General features: G+C 75.5%; 13 protein-coding genes. 7 read left to right on the plus strand and 6 right to left on the minus strand.

What is annotated here, in order from left to right; all coding sequences use genetic code 11:
* Positions 1 to 3: 3 nt before the first annotated feature.
* Both ACIO3P_RS07265 and ACIO3P_RS07270 read right to left on the minus strand, forming a co-directional pair.
* Positions 4 to 2,256: a phage holin family protein gene (locus ACIO3P_RS07265; RefSeq protein ID WP_401848642.1), complete on the minus strand. Its 2,253-nt coding sequence runs from the start codon at positions 2,254 to 2,256 to the stop codon at positions 4 to 6.
* A 94-nt stretch (positions 2,257 to 2,350) separates the two neighbouring features.
* Complete coding sequence (locus tag ACIO3P_RS07270; protein ID WP_329827847.1) at positions 2,351 to 2,758, minus strand: hypothetical protein; 408 nt, start codon at positions 2,756 to 2,758, stop codon at positions 2,351 to 2,353.
* A gap of 246 nt (positions 2,759 to 3,004) precedes the next feature.
* On the opposite strand from ACIO3P_RS07270, the gene ACIO3P_RS07275 reads away from it, so the two are divergent.
* Both ACIO3P_RS07275 and ACIO3P_RS07280 read left to right on the plus strand, forming a co-directional pair.
* Positions 3,005 to 3,796 (plus strand): MBL fold metallo-hydrolase, encoded by a 792-nt coding sequence (locus ACIO3P_RS07275; protein ID WP_401848640.1) that lies wholly within the window; start codon positions 3,005 to 3,007, stop codon positions 3,794 to 3,796.
* Positions 3,793 to 4,536, plus strand: a complete 744-nt coding sequence (locus ACIO3P_RS07280; RefSeq protein ID WP_401848639.1) for a DedA family protein — start codon at positions 3,793 to 3,795, stop codon at positions 4,534 to 4,536. Before ACIO3P_RS07275 ends, ACIO3P_RS07280 begins: the two co-directional genes overlap by 4 nt.
* A 34-nt stretch (positions 4,537 to 4,570) precedes the next feature.
* Here ACIO3P_RS07280 and ACIO3P_RS07285 read toward each other — a convergent pair whose 3' ends face one another.
* Positions 4,571 to 5,788: a pyridoxal phosphate-dependent aminotransferase gene (locus ACIO3P_RS07285; RefSeq protein ID WP_329827849.1), complete on the minus strand. Its 1,218-nt coding sequence runs from the start codon at positions 5,786 to 5,788 to the stop codon at positions 4,571 to 4,573.
* A gap of 218 nt (positions 5,789 to 6,006) precedes the next feature.
* Here ACIO3P_RS07285 and ACIO3P_RS07290 point away from each other — a divergent pair, with 218 nt between their 5' ends.
* The 5 genes from ACIO3P_RS07290 to ACIO3P_RS07310 all read left to right on the plus strand — a co-directional run bounded on the left by ACIO3P_RS07290 (position 6,007) and on the right by ACIO3P_RS07310 (position 10,128).
* Entirely contained in the window at positions 6,007 to 7,509 is a 1,503-nt protein-coding gene (locus tag ACIO3P_RS07290) for a bifunctional phosphatase PAP2/diacylglycerol kinase family protein (protein WP_401848637.1), read from the plus strand.
* Between the two features lie 112 nt (positions 7,510 to 7,621).
* Complete coding sequence (locus ACIO3P_RS07295; RefSeq protein WP_401848635.1) at positions 7,622 to 8,398, plus strand: VOC family protein; 777 nt, start codon at positions 7,622 to 7,624, stop codon at positions 8,396 to 8,398.
* Between the two features lie 73 nt (positions 8,399 to 8,471).
* The gene (locus ACIO3P_RS07300) at positions 8,472 to 9,281 is read left to right on the plus strand and encodes a methyltransferase domain-containing protein (RefSeq protein WP_329827852.1); all 810 of its coding nucleotides are present in this window, start codon (positions 8,472 to 8,474) and stop codon (positions 9,279 to 9,281) included.
* Between the two features lie 20 nt (positions 9,282 to 9,301).
* Positions 9,302 to 9,661, plus strand: coding sequence for a VOC family protein (locus ACIO3P_RS07305; RefSeq protein WP_329827853.1), 360 nt, complete (start codon positions 9,302 to 9,304; stop codon positions 9,659 to 9,661).
* 116 nt (positions 9,662 to 9,777) lie between these two features.
* A complete protein-coding gene (locus ACIO3P_RS07310; protein WP_329827854.1) occupies positions 9,778 to 10,128 on the plus strand; it encodes a DUF6204 family protein in 351 nt (116 codons plus the stop codon).
* Here ACIO3P_RS07310 and ACIO3P_RS07315 read toward each other — a convergent pair.
* From ACIO3P_RS07315 to ACIO3P_RS07325, 3 genes are read right to left on the minus strand one after another with little or no spacing between them, the layout of a single operon-like run.
* Complete coding sequence (locus ACIO3P_RS07315) at positions 10,094 to 10,648, minus strand: GNAT family N-acetyltransferase (protein WP_401848633.1); 555 nt, start codon at positions 10,646 to 10,648, stop codon at positions 10,094 to 10,096. The genes ACIO3P_RS07310 and ACIO3P_RS07315 overlap by 35 nt on opposite strands.
* Before the next feature lie 42 nt (positions 10,649 to 10,690).
* Complete coding sequence (locus ACIO3P_RS07320; RefSeq protein WP_401848631.1) at positions 10,691 to 11,635, minus strand: LD-carboxypeptidase; 945 nt, start codon at positions 11,633 to 11,635, stop codon at positions 10,691 to 10,693.
* On the minus strand, positions 11,632 to 13,650 hold the full coding sequence (locus ACIO3P_RS07325; RefSeq protein ID WP_401848853.1) for a S9 family peptidase: 2,019 nt from the start codon (positions 13,648 to 13,650) through the stop codon (positions 11,632 to 11,634). The genes ACIO3P_RS07320 and ACIO3P_RS07325 overlap by 4 nt, the downstream gene beginning before the upstream one ends.
* Positions 13,651 to 13,693 lie beyond the last annotated feature (43 nt).

Here is a 13,693-nt window from a genome sequence, read left to right on the forward strand (position 1 = left end):
GCGCTACGCCGGGTCCCGCTCGTTCTCGGTCGTGCGTGCTCCGGCAGACAGCGCATTCGCCTCGGCGCCGGCGCCGGTTACGGTCCCGGAAGCCGCGACGGAGGCCGCCGTCCCCGTCACCTCCGCCGCCGTCGTCACTTCCGTCACCGCCGTCACTTCCGCCGCGTGCGCCGCCTCCGTCGCCGCCCCGAGCGGCACCTGCGGCCCGCCGCCCTCGCGCAGCCACCGCCGGAGCACGGCGTGCACCCGCTCCGCGCCGACGAGTTCACCGCGGTCGGGCACCGGCGGGCTGAGCACCAGCGGCGACAGCAGGAAGGGCCGCGCCTGTTCGCCGCCGAGCCCGCCGTGCGAGCCGATCTGCTCCTCGAAGGCGTGCACCCGGCCCGTCCCCGGGTCGTACATCGAGTTGACCATGATGTCCGCGACATGCGGGAAGCCGTCGGTACGGCGCACCGCGTCGGCCGCGCCGGGGCCCATGCCCGCCAGCGGCCCGTCGTCGTCCAGCGCGTCGAGGGGGACCTCCACGCCGCCGTGGCCCAGCACCAGGGAGCCGTGCTCCTCGCTCCGTACCAGCAGGAACCCGATCCCCGGATGGCCGGCGAGGGTCCGCAGCAGCGCCGGGTGGCGCCGGTCGATCTCCTCGCGGCTCATCCGGCCCGGTACGTCCGGGAAGGAGATCAGACCGAGGTTCCCGGAGGCGAGCACGACCGGCTCGGAGGAGCTCGCGGGGGGCTCCGTCCCGTCGTCGTCGGTGCGCTCCGGCCGGTGCAGCGCGCCGAGGACGGCGTGGCGCGCGGCGTCGCGCGCCTCCGCGCCGCTCCTGGACCGCCCGGCCCTGCGGGAGACGGGCAGCCCGCACCCGGCCCGCACGAGGTCCTTGAGCGTGAGCCCGTACGCCCCCTCGAAGGTCTCGCCGGGGCTCTGGCCGTGGTCGGAGAGGAGCACGATCCGGTACGTACGGGGGGCGTGCTCGGCCACTCTGGCGATCAGGCCCACCGACCGGTCGAGCTGGGCGAGGACCCGCACGGCGTCCCGGCTGTGCGGCCCCGAGTGGTGCGCGACCTCGTCGTAGGCGACCAGGTCCGCGTAGACGGCGGTCCGGCCCGCCAGCATGTCGCCGAGCACCGCCGCGACCACGACGTCCCGTTCGACGACGGTCGCGAAGGCCCGGATGAACGGGTAGAGCCCGCCGCGGCCCACCCGCGGCCGGTCGCCGCGCAGCCGCGCCCGGGTGGACTGGCCGATCTCGCGGCAGACGTCGGCCACGAACGAGACGACCGTACGGACGGCGTTGGCCGGGTCGGAGAAGTACGCGAAGTACCCGGCCCGGGAGCGGTTGGCGCGGGCGCGCCGGGCCGCGATGGAGAGCACCAGGGCGAGCTGGTCGGCGCCGCCGCTGAAGAGGTTGCCGCGGCTGGCGCCGTCGAGGGTGAGCAGCCCGCCGTCGCCGGTGCGCTCGATGGCCCTGCGCTGGAGTTCGGCGGCGCTCGCGGGCCGGTTGCTGACCATGACCCGGCCGGTGTCCTTCTCGTACCAGCGGAAGGCGGGGACGTCGTGGTTGGAGCCGTGCAGGATGCCGAGCTGGCTGGCCCCGGTCTGGCTGGACCAGTCGGTGCGCCAGGGCGTCAGCCGGTGGGTGGGGCGCTCCCCCGGGTCCAGCCAGCTCGCGATGTGCGGCACCGCCCCCGCGGCGACCGCGTCCAGCAGCACCTGGTGGCCCACCCCGTCGAGCTGGAGGAAGACCGTGCCGGGCACGTCGCCCCGGCGGCCGTCGTCGCCGTCGCGACCCCGTCTGCGCCGTCGGCGGTCGGCGAGGCGCGAGAGTCGGTGCCGGTACGCCTCGTCGTCACCGACGGCGAGGGCGGTGGCGGTCGCGGAGGCGACGGCGGACATCACGGCGGCGACCACCACCGCGGTCTGCGGGTCGGCGGCGCCCCGCCCGTCGGGGATGAGCCGCAGCGCGATCAGCAGCAGCGAGCCGTTGAGGAAGAACACCAGCAGGCCGAGGACGAGCGCGGGGACCAGCAGCAGCGCCCGGACGAGCACGGGCCAGACCAGCGCGCCGAGCAGACCGAACGCGCCCGCTCCCCAGGCCGCGGTGACCGCGATCCGGGTGGGGCTGTCCCCGTCGGGGGACTGGAGCTCGAAGTCGGGCAGGATGCCGGCGAGCGCCAGCATCGTCACCGTGGACACCGCCCATACGATGATCACCCGCAGCAGGGCTCTGCCCGTCCTGCGCCATCGCCCCTTGAACACTCCGCCGTCACCTCGCGTCCGGGCCCGTACGGCTCACGGGCTCGGCCCCCAGCCTCGCACAGCGCCGCGCGGACCCCGCGACCTCCCGGCGGGATCACAGCGGCGTGGAGCGCGCCCTCGCCGGTATCGAGAGCCTGCGGTGGACCTCCGCCTTCCGCTCGGCGTCGTAGCACGGCTCGTCCAGGCCGGCCGTCTCCAGCCGTACGCCCCGGCGCTCGCACTCGGCGGCGAAGGCGGGTACGGAGGTGAACGCCCGGTCGAGGACCCGGTCGTTGGCGGCGACGAAGAGATCGACCAGCCCCTCGTCGACATCGGTCCACAGGCTGCCGTGGTCGGGGCGCAGCCGGTAGAAGTAGAGCTGGCGGGTGACGGTGTAGCCCTTGTCGGCGGCCCAGCGCGCGCACATCAGGTGCTGGCCGTGGGTGTCCACCAGGAAGGGGTCGTGGTCCAGCTCCTCCAGCGGCGTCAGGCTGGCGATCGCCGCCACGCGTACCTCGCCCATGCCGCTCCCCGCTCCCCCGCGCACCCTCGGGCCCGTCCCCCGGGGCCCGCCTTCGTTCCGCAGACCCTAACCCGCGCACGCCTTCGTGAGGCAGGCGCGCACGGGGCGGTCGGAGGCGCGCGTCCGGGCGCACCCCGTCCGCCCGGACGGGTGGCGGCCGTACGCTGAGTGCGAGGAGCGGCCCCGGGCGGGGAGCGGGAGACCCCGCGCCCCCGCGCGCGCCGGGCGGACGGAGCTGAGGTCGGGTTGGGAACTGTCATCACCTGGTGGGGCCATGCCACCTGTACGGTCGAGGATTCCGGTGTACGGATCCTGACGGACCCGGTGTTCGTGCGCCGGCTCGCGCATCTGCGCCGGCGCCTGGGCCCGGTACCGCCGCCCGAGGCGGGCGTCGCCGACGCCGTGCTCGTCTCGCATCTGCACTCCGACCACCTCCATCTGCGGTCGCTATCCAGGCTTACGCCCGGCACCCGGCTGATCGTGCCGCGCGGCGCGGTGCGTGCGGTGCCGGGCCTCCGGCGCCTCGACGCGCGCCGCAATCCGGCGGGGCTGCGGATCACGGAGGTGGCCGCGGGCGACGAGGTGGAGATCGGTCCGGTACGGGTACGGGCGGTGCCCGCGCACCACGACGGGCGCAGGCTGCCGGTCGGACCGCACCGCTCCCCCGCGCTCGGCTATGTGATCACCGGCGAGTCGCGGACGTACTTCGCGGGCGACACGGGGCTCTTCGACTCCATGGCCGAGTCCGTGGGGCCGGTGGACGTGGCGCTGCTGCCGGTCGGCGGCTGGGGGCCGCACCTCGGGCCCGAGCACCTCGACGCGGGGCGCGCGGCCCAGGCGCTGGCGCGGCTGGCGCCGAGCGCGGCGGTGCCGGTGCACTACGGCACGTACTGGCCGATCGGGCTCGACGGGGTCAGACCGCACGAGTTCTACGCGCCGGGCGGCGAGTTCGTACGGAAGGCGGCGCGGCTCGCTCCGGAGGTGGCCGTCCATCTGCTGCGGCACGGCGAGAGCGCGCGGCCGGAGGTCGTACGGTGATCGACCGGCTCCTGGCCCAGTTCGCCGTGCTGCCCACCGAGTCGACACAGCAGGCCGTGGGGTATCCGTCGGTCTTCCTGCTGGTGGCGCTCGGCGCGCTGGTGCCGGTGGTGCCGACGGGCGCGGTGGTGAGCACGGCGGCGGTGGTGGCGCTCCACACGAGTTCGCCGCTCCCGGCGCGCGCGGCGCTCTCGATGGTCTGCCTCTTCCTCGTGGCATCGTGCGCGGCCTTCCTCGGCGATGTCGCGCTGTACTGGCTCGGGCGGCGCGGGGTCGGCTCGAAGAACGGTTCGCGCTGGCTGGCGGCGCTGCGCAGGAACGCACCGCCGGACCGGCTCGACCAGGCGCAGCGCAAGCTGCGGGAGCACGGGGTGATGGTGCTGGTGCTGTCCCGGCTGGTGCCGGCCGGGCGGATTCCGGTGATGCTGGCCTGCCTGCTCGGGGAGTGGCCGCTGCGCCGGTTCGCCCGGGGCGACTGGCCGGCGTGTCTGGCGTGGGCCGCGACGTACCAGCTCATCGGGGTGGCGGGCGGCTCGCTGTTCGCCGAGCCGTGGGAGGGCGTGCTGGCGGCGGTGCTGCTGACGGTGCTGGTCAGCGGTGTCCCGGCGCTCTGGCGCAGGCTGCGGCGGCGTACGGACGACGCGGGCGGTCCTGGCGGGCCGGATTCCGGCCGGCTCGCGGGTGCCGAGGTCCGGCCGGCACCCGAGCCGCACCCCGGCGCGGAGGGCGGGCGGCCGTAGGGCCTACGGGCTTACGCGCCTACGGCTCACGGCGTCAGCGCAGTTCGTCGAAGGCCGCCGCGAAGTCGGCGAGCGCGCGCGCCACGTGCGGCAGTTCCAGGGGCGCCGCCGCGCCGAGGGTCTCCAGCCGCTGCTCCGGGGTCGCCCCGAGCAGCGGGCCGGTCGGCAGCCGGACGCGCAGGGCGCCCAGTTCCTCCCCGAACCGGTGGCCCCCCGGGGTGTGGGTCCCCAGGCGTGCGCCGAGATGGTTCTCCAGCTCCAGGGAGTCGGTGACGCCGAGCGCGGCCAGCCGGGGGCGCAGCGGCCCGAGGTCGGCGTAGAGGTGGCGGCCGGCCCGTGGCGTGCGGGCGAGGGCCCCGGAGACGAGCACCGCGTGGTGGGCGGCCTCGGCGATCCGCCCGTACAGCGTGGCGGCGTCCCGCGCCCGCGCCGTGACCGTCGCCGGCTCGTCCAGCGCGTGGGCGGCGGCAGCGGCGACGGGACCGGCCACGAAGGCGCCGAGCGCGGTGAGGATGTCGAGGGTCCTGGCGCGCAGGGCGGTCCCGGCCGGGGTGGCGGGGTAGCGGGCGACGGCCAGGGGCCAGGCGGCCGGGAGGAGCGAGCCCACCGCGTCGCAGACGACGGTGACCTCGTCGGGCCACATCCCGGCCGGGCTGAGCAGCACCGTCTCGTGGGGCCGGTGCAGGGTGTCGCGCCAGGTCTCGTCGCTGATGATGTGCAGCCCTTCGCCGACCGCCGCCTCGCACGCGGCGCGCACCGGTTCGGGCGGGGCGACGGTGGCGGTGGGGTCGTCGGCGAGGGAGAGCAGCAGCACCCGCGGATCGCCGCCTTCCGCCCGGACCCGCCGGACGGTCTCCAGCAGGGCGTACGGATCGGGCACGCCGCCCGCGTCCGCCGGGGCCGGTACGTGGTAGGCGGGCCGGCCCAGCAGCCGGGCCTGCGGTGTCCACCAGGCGGGGCAGGGCCGGGGCATCAGCACGTCCCCGCCGTGCGCGGCGAGCAGCGCGAGGAGCAGCGGCTGCGCGCCCGGGGCTGCGGCCACGTCGTCGAGGCCGCCGGGCAGCCCGCGACGGGACCAGTAGCCGCAGGCGGCCTCGCGGAGGACCGCGCCGCCGCCGGGCGGCTCCGGCTCGGTGCGCCCGGCGGCCCTCGCGCACGCCTCGACCAGTTCGGGCAGGGCGGGCAGTCCCGCCTCGGGGGCGGGCGGGCCGTAGCGTACGGGACCACGGCCCTCGGGAGCCGTCCGCCGCATATGCGCCACCTCCGTGGCCGCCCGTGGGCGGGTCCGCCCCGTGAGCCCGCTACCTTGATCCCTTTATACGGAGGTTTGTCCCTGTGCGCTTCTCGGGTTCCGCCACCCCGCCGTCCGGCCCTGCGTCCGGCCCGCCGTCCGGCGCGTCCCGCTCGCCGGGGCCGTCCGCCGTACCGGCCGGTCCGCTTGATCCGTCCTCGCGGGGGTACCCGCGTGCCATGCCGAACACCGCTGCCCCCGCCGCCTCCGCCCTCAGCCGCGCCCGGATCGCCGCGCTGCTCGAATCCTGGGACGACCGGGCCTTCCGGGCGGTCGCCGGCCGGCACTGGCCGGGCGCGGACCCCGTACTGCCCCGGCTGAGCCGCGGCGCGAACCACGGGCTGCTCTGGTTCGGGGCGGCGGCGGGGATGGCCGCGCTGGGCGGCAGCGCGCGCTCGCGCCGGGCGGCGCTGCGGGGTGTGGCGTCGCTGGCCCTCGCGTCGGCCGCCATCAACACGGTGGGCAAGCGCGCGGTGCGCAGGCAGCGTCCGCTGCTCGATGTCGTGCCGGTGATACGGCGGCTCAAGCGGCAGCCGTTCACCTCGTCCTTCCCGTCGGGCCACGCGGCCTCGGCGGCGGCGTTCGCGACCGGGGTCGCGCTGGAGTCGAAGGGGTGGGGCGCCGCGGTCGCGCCCGTGGCCGCCGCCGTGGCGCTGTCCCGGGTCTACACCGGCGTGCACTATCCGAGCGATGTCCTGGCGGGCGCGGCGCTGGGCGTGGGGGCGGCCTTCGCGGTACGGGGGATGGTGCCGACGCGTTCGCAACTGCCCGCCCCGGGACGGCCGCACACCCAGGCGCCCGCGCTCCCCGGCGGCCAGGGGCTGACCGTCGTCGTCAACCGGGCCTCGGGGTCCTCGGACTCGGCGGAGCTGGTGCGCGACGCGCTGCCGTTCGCGCGGATCGTGGTCTGCGCGCCGGAGGAGGTGGACACGGAGCTGGAGAAGGCGGCGGGCGACTGCCGTGCGCTGGGCGTCCTCGGCGGCGACGGAACGATCAACCGGGCCGCGTCCGTCGCCGTGCGCCACACGCTGGCGCTGGCGGTCTTCCCCGGCGGCACGCTCAACCACTTCGCGTACGACCTGGGCATCGAGAGCGTCCACGACACCTGCCGGGCACTGACGGCCGGGGACGCCGTACGGATAGACCTGGGGCGGTTCACCCCGGGGCCCGGCGGCGGCGAGCCCGGCCACTTCGTCAACACCTTCAGCCTGGGCGTCTACCCGGAGCTGGTGCGGGTGCGTGAGCAGTGGGCGCCCCGGATCGGCGGCTGGCCCGCCGGGGTGCTGGCGGCGGCGCGGGTGCTGCGGGGCGAGCACCAGATCGACGCGGAGTTCGAGGGCAGGCGGCGGTCGCTGTGGCTGCTGTTCGCGGGCAACGGGATCTACCAGCAGATGGGTCCCACCCCCGGCCACCGGCAGAACCTGGCCGACGGCCTGCTGGATCTGCGCATCGTGCACGGCGGCCGGGCGCCGGGCGCGCGGCTGCTCGCCGCCGCGCTGGCCGGCCCGCTGAGCCGCTCGCCCGTCCACGCTGCGGTACGGATGCGGCGGGTCCGGATCAAGAACATCGCGCCGGGCACCCGGCTCGCGTTCGACGGTGAAGTGGCCGAGGCGCCGCGGGAGTTGACGCTGGACAAGGCGATCGAGGCGCTGACGGTCTACCGGCCGCAGGCGCTGCTGTGACCGGGCGCCGCTGACCGAGGGGGCGGGGCGGAGCACGGCGTCGTCGCGTACGAACCACCCCGGAGAGAGCAGAGGGAAGGTTAGCCCAACCTGACCGGATCAAGGAGGCGCCGTGACCCTGGAACCACCCCTGCCCGAACAGCCGGAGTTCGACCATCTCGTGCACTGCGTACCGGACGTGGAGTCCGCCGCCCGCGCCTACACCCGGGCCGGACTGCCCGCCCACGCCAACCCGGAGTACCTGGGCTACCGCAACGGCGCCTGGCGGCTCGACACCCGCTACATCGAGCTGTCGAGCGTCGTCGACCGCGCCGCCTTCCTCGACTCGCCGTACGGCAGGGCCATGCGGGGCTGGCAGCCGCGTTACGACGCGCTCGTCGCCCGGGGCGGCGGCGCGCTCAACTTCTGCGTCCACGTGGACGACGTCGGCGCCACCACACGGCGGCTGCGCGCCGAGGGGCACACGGTGGAGCTGCTGACCTTCGCGCCGGAGGGCTCCCCCGTCTCGTTCCGCGAGGCGATCCTCCGGGACGTGCCGCCGTGGGCGCCGTTCTTCGTGACGTACACGCCGGACCGCCGGACGATCCTGACGCGGTACACGGCGCCGGGCCGGGTGAACCGGGGGCCGCACGATCTCGCCGGAGTCCTGATCGAGACCCCGGACCCGGTGGCCTCGGCGGCCTGGCTGGGCGGGCTGCTCGGCCTGAAGTCCGGCTCGTCGGCCACCGTGGTGGAACTGCCGCTCGGGGCGGTGCACTTCACCGAGGGGGACGCCGACGCGATCACCGCGCTGCTGCTCTCCGAGGGCGCCCCGCCGACCGCGGTGATCGACGGGCTCGCCGTACGGCCGCTCGACTCCGTCCCCTCCCCCAGCGGACCGTCCATATAGCAAGACGCGTATCTCATCATGCGACATGGAGGCGTAGCGTGGCCTGACCACTTCACGACGAGGGAGTCCGGCCATGCCGAAGGAGACCGCCGTCTACACCCACGGGCACCATGAGTCCGTGCTGCGCTCGCACACCTGGCGTACGGCCGCCAACTCCGCGGCCTACCTCCTGCCCGAACTCCGGTCCGGGCAGGAGGTGCTGGACGTGGGGTGCGGGCCAGGGACCATCACCGCCGACCTGGCCGCGCGCGTCGCGCCGGGCACGGTGACGGCCGTCGACGCCTCCGAGGACGTCCTGCGCACGGCGCGGGAGACGGCCGAGGCCGCGGGCGTGACCAACGTCCGCTTCGCGGTCGCCGATGTCCACTCCCTGGACTTCCCGGACGACTCCTTCGACATCGTCCACGCCCACCAGGTCCTCCAGCATGTCGGCGACCCCGTCCGGGCCCTGAGCGAGATGCGCCGGGTGTGCCGGCCCGGCGGGACGGTGGCGGCGCGCGACTCGGACTACGCCGCCTTCACCTGGTTCCCCGCCGTACCGGCGCTGGACGACTGGCAGGAGCTGTACCGCCGCGTGGCGCGCGCCAACGGCGGGGAGCCGGACGCGGGGCGCCGGCTGCTGTCCTGGGCGCGGAGCGCCGGGTTCACCGAGGTCGAGGCGACCGCCACGGCCTGGTGTTTCGCCACGCCCGAGGAGCGCGCGTGGTGGAGCGGGCTGTGGGCGGACCGTACGGTCGGGTCGGGCTACGCGGAGCGGGCGGTCGACGGCGGGCACGCGACGCGCGAGCGGCTCGCGGAGATCGCCGCGGCGTGGCGGGAGTGGGGCGAGGCGCCCGACGCCTGGTTCATGGTCCCGCACGGCGAGATCCGCTGCCGCGCCTGAGACCAACTACCCTGGCGGGCATGGAAATCCTGGGAACCACGCTGCGCATCTGCGTCGACGACCTGGAGACGTCGGTGGCGTTCTACGAACGCCTCACCCAAAGTCCCGCGCTCCGCTTCGAGCGCGGCGGGGTCTCTGTCGCCGCCGTCGGCTGCTTCCTCCTGATGAGCGGTCCCGCCTCGGAGATCGACGTCCTGCGCAAGGTGCAGGCGACCATCGCGGTCAAGGACGTCGACGAGACGCTCACGGTGCTCACCGGGAGCGGCGCCCGGGTCGTCGCCGGCCCGGTGCCGACCCCGGCGGGGCGCAATCTGATCGCCGTGCACCCCGACGGCTCGGTCTTCGAGTACGCCGACCGCAAGGTGGTCCCCGCGACCTGACCGGCCGCGAAATTCCGCGTGCGCGCCGTCCTCCCCGTCGTACGCTGCGGCCTCAAGGCGGACAAGGACCGGCGCGGACGCCGGACCGGGGCACGGAAGAGGAAGTGAGCGGCGGGATGAGCACTCAGCACACGTACCGGGTGATCGTGCGCGGAACGTGGGAGGGGCTGACGGAGGAGAGCCGCGCCCGGCTCCTCGCCGAACTGGACCTGCACGGGCTGGCGCAGATGCGGTTCACACCGGAGGGCTCGCTCACGTACGACGCGGCGCTCAAGCACTTCAGCTACCGCTACGAGGTGGTCTCGGACGCGGCGGACGGCGAGGAGATGGCGGGCGCGCTCGCCGAGGAGCGGGCCGAGTCCGCGCTGCGGGAGCTGGGCCGCGGCCACGGGGCGCTGCGGTCCACGGTGACCGATCTGGACACGATGAAGATCAACCGGAAGGGGTCCAGGACGGCCCCGCGGTGATCGCCCAGCGCTCGTGGCCGCGCCACTCGCCGTCGACGAGCAGGAACTCCGGCGAGTAGCCCTCCAGCCGGAACCCGGCGCGCCGTACGAGCGCGACGGACGCGGTGTTGGCGGGCTGGACGTTGGCTTCGAGGCGGTGCAGACCGAGCGGGCCGAAGGCGCGGCCGACGACCAGTCCCAGCCCCTCGCCCATCAGCCCGCGCCCGGCGGCGTGCGCGAAGGCGCCGTACCCGAGCGCCCCGCAGTGGAACGCGCCGTGGACGATGTTGTTGATGTTGACGAACCCGGCGATGCGGTCGTCCTCGCGGGCGCAGACGAGGTGGCCCGCCCGCGTGGGGTCCTCGATGAGCCGGTTCGCGTACGTGGCGTACGCGGCCGGTTCGTCCGGCGGGAAGAGCCAGGGGCGGTGCAGTTCCCTGCTGGCGCGGGCGAGGGCGGTGAACTCGTCGGCGTCCTCGGGACGGAACGGGCGCAGATAGGTGCGGGGGCCCTCGGCGAGCGGGGTGGGAAGTCCGGGCATCGCGCCAGCTTACGACCCGGTCGCCGCTCGCCTCGGGGCCCGTCAGGTCAGCGCGGGCACGTCCAGGGTGAGCGTGGCGCTCTCCGCGTCCAGCACCCCGGGCACGCCCAGCGGCACCGTCAGCGCCGTGTCGCCGTGGCCGAAGCCCAGTTCCTCGACCACCGGTACGCCGAGACCCCCGAGCCGGTCGAGCAGCAGCGCCCTGACTTCCTCGTAGGGGCCGCACCCCGCCCAGGAGCCGAGGCCGATCCCGGCGACGCCGTCCAGCCACCGGGAGCGCAGGAGTTGGGTGAGGATGCGGTCGAGGCGGTACGGCTCCTCGCCGACGTCCTCGATCATCAGCAGCCCGCCGGCGGCGGAGGTCCTGGCGTACGGGGTTCCGATGTCGGCGGCGAGCAGGCTGACGCAGCCGCCGAGGGTGACGCCGCGGGCCCGCCCCGGGACCAGCCCGCGCGCCGTGTCCAGGCCGAGGGTGCGGACCGACTCGGGCGCGAACAGCGTGGCGCGCAGCGACTCCTGGGTCGCGGGGTCCTTGAGGAAGGTGAGGGCGGCGGTCATCGGGCCGTGCAGGGTGGCCAGCCCGGCCCGGACGGCGAACGCCTCGTGCAGTGCGGTGATGTCGCTGTAGCCGACGAGGACCTTGGGGCCGGCGGCCCGGATCGCGGTCCAGTCGAGCAGGTCCACCATGCGCTGGGCGCCGTACCCGCCCCGGGCGCAGAACACGGCGGAGACGGACGGGTCGCACCACGCCTCCTGGAGATCGCGGGCGCGGTCCGCGTCGCCGCCGGCGAGGTAGCCGTGGGGGTGCACGTCCAGGACGTGGGGGGCCACGACCGGGTCGAGGTCCCAGCCGCGCAGGATGTCGAGCCCGGCGTCGAGCCGGTCGGCGGGGACGGGGCCGCTGGGCGCCACGACGGCGACGCGGGCCCCCGGCCGCAGCCGCGCGGGCCGGGTCAGGGGCGGGGCCGCTGAGGGCGGGCAGGTCATGTCGTCAGCTCCAGACGCGGGACGTCGGTACGGGTGAGGCCGAAGGTCTGCGCGTACAGGGAGAGTTCGGCCTCCAGCGCGCGGACCATCGTGTCGGCCCTGCGGAAGCCGTGCCCCTCGCCCTCGAAGGCGATGTACGCGTGCGGGATGCCACGTCCGGCCGTGCGCGCCAGGAAGCGCGCGCTCTGGGCGGGCGGGCAGATCACGTCGTCGAGCCCCTGGAGCAGCAGGAACGGCGCGGTGATCCGGTCGACGTGCTGGAGGGGCGAGCGCTCGCGGTAGCGGCCGGGGACCTCGGCGAACGGGCCGATCAGCGAGTGGAGGTACTGGGACTCGAAGTCATGGGTCTCGTCGGTGGCCCAGCCGACCAGGTCGAGGACCGGGTAGATGATCGTGCCGCAGGCGTAGACGCTCGTGCCGGTGAGGGAGGCCGCCGCGGTCCAGCCGCCCGCGCTGCCGCCACGTACGGCGATCCTGGCGCGGTCGGCGGTGCCCTCGGCGGCCAGCGCCTCGGCGACGGCCGCGCAGTCCTCGACGTCGACCACGCCCCACTGTTCGCGCAGCCGGTCGCGGTAGGCGCGCCCGTAGCCGGTGGAGCCGCCGTAGTTGACCTCGGCGACGCCGATGCCGCGCGAGGTGAAGTAGGCGATCTCCAGGTCGAGGACGAGGGGCGCGTGCCCGGTGGGTCCGCCGTGGGCCCACACCACGTACGGCGGCAGTTCGTCGGCGGGGGCGCGCAGACCGGGGTGGTGCGGCGGGTAGATGTGGGCGTGGATCTCGCGGTCGTCGGGCCCGGTGAAGGTACGGATCTGGGGTTCGGGGTAGTACGCGGGGTCCACCGGGTCGTGGTGGGCCGAGCCGATGACGCGGGCCTCTCCGGTACGGGTGTCCACCTCCACGACCTCGTACCCGCTGCGCGGGCTGGCGGCGACGCCGATGACGTGGTCGCCCCGGACGGCGAGGGTGGGGGCCCATTCGGTCCAGGGGCCCGCGGCGTCGACGAGTTCGCCGGTCCCGGGGTCGAGGATGCCGAGCGCGGTGGAGCCCCGGCCGTGGATGACGGCGATCAGCCCGTTCGCCAGCGGCTGGAACCACCGGAGGCCGATCTTCCACAGCGGGCCGCCGAACTCCTCCCGGCGGCCGGGGCAGAGCGCCGTGCTCGCCACGACCCCGTCGCCGGACCGTTCGGGGCGGATGCGCTGCAGCTCCCACCAGCCGCTCAGGTCGGAGACGAGGAGCAGCGAGCCGTCCGGTGCCCAGTCGGCCTGGGCGACCGACTCGTCGGTGTCCCCGACCACCGGCCGGGCCCCGGTGAAGGGGGCCGTGGCCGTCCCGGGGCCAGGGGCGGCGACCTGGCCGAGCATCACCACCGTGCCGTCCCACGGCATCCGCGGGTGGTCCCAGGCGATCCAGGCGACGGAGCGCCCGTCCGGCGAGAGCCGGGGTCCGGTGACGAAGCGGTGCCGGTCGTCGGAGAGTTCGGTGACGGCCGTACGGTCCTCGGCGGCCGAGCCGTCCAGCGGCACGGCCACGATCGCCCGGCGTACGTCGGTGGGCCGTTCGCCGGTGAACTCCTCCATGACGCACCAGACCTCGCCCCGGTCCAGGTGGATCACCGGGTCGGCCCAGCGCAGCCCGCCGCCGACGGCCGACTCCGGGGTGAGCGGGCGGGGTTCCGCCGCGCCCTCCGGCTCGTACGCGTACAGCCGCTGGTCGGGCAGGTGGACGAAGACGGCGAGCGGGCCGCCGGTGGGGCGGTCGGCGGCCGCCCAGGGCAGGCCGCCGTACTCGATCACCCGGCTGCGGACGTTCCAGGGTTCGGGCAGGACCGGTTCCTCCCGGCCGTCGGCGCGGCGGCGTACGAGCGCACGCCGGCCGCCCTCCTCGGGACGCGGCTCGGTCCACCACACCTCGTCGCCGACCGTTCCCACGTACTCGGGGCGCCCGTCGTGCGAGGCCGCCAGGGTGGCGTCGATGGGGGACGGCCAGGTCCCGTAGGGCCCGATGGGCAGTATCACGAGCGTTCCTCGCTCCTCGGCACGGCGTGCGCGGACGTAC

The sequence above is a fragment of the Streptomyces sp. NPDC087310 genome (assembly GCF_044744405.1).
Lineage (GTDB): Bacteria > Actinomycetota > Actinomycetes > Streptomycetales > Streptomycetaceae > Streptomyces.

Excerpts from the sequence above, each read along its gene's own strand:
- ACIO3P_RS07315 (WP_401848633.1), bottom strand. The coding sequence starts at position 10,648 with ATGCCCGGACTTCCCACCCCGCTCGCCGAGGGCCCCCGCACCTATCTG.
- ACIO3P_RS07270 (WP_329827847.1), bottom strand. The coding sequence starts at position 2,758 with ATGGGCGAGGTACGCGTGGCGGCGATCGCCAGCCTGACGCCGCTGGAG.
- ACIO3P_RS07310 (WP_329827854.1), top strand. The coding sequence starts at position 9,778 with ATGAGCACTCAGCACACGTACCGGGTGATCGTGCGCGGAACGTGGGAG.
- ACIO3P_RS07305 (WP_329827853.1), top strand. The coding sequence starts at position 9,302 with ATGGAAATCCTGGGAACCACGCTGCGCATCTGCGTCGACGACCTGGAG.
- ACIO3P_RS07300 (WP_329827852.1), top strand. The coding sequence starts at position 8,472 with ATGCCGAAGGAGACCGCCGTCTACACCCACGGGCACCATGAGTCCGTG.
- ACIO3P_RS07290 (WP_401848637.1), top strand. The coding sequence starts at position 6,007 with ATGCCGAACACCGCTGCCCCCGCCGCCTCCGCCCTCAGCCGCGCCCGG.
- ACIO3P_RS07320 (WP_401848631.1), bottom strand. The coding sequence starts at position 11,635 with ATGACCTGCCCGCCCTCAGCGGCCCCGCCCCTGACCCGGCCCGCGCGG.
- ACIO3P_RS07285 (WP_329827849.1), bottom strand. The coding sequence starts at position 5,788 with ATGCGGCGGACGGCTCCCGAGGGCCGTGGTCCCGTACGCTACGGCCCG.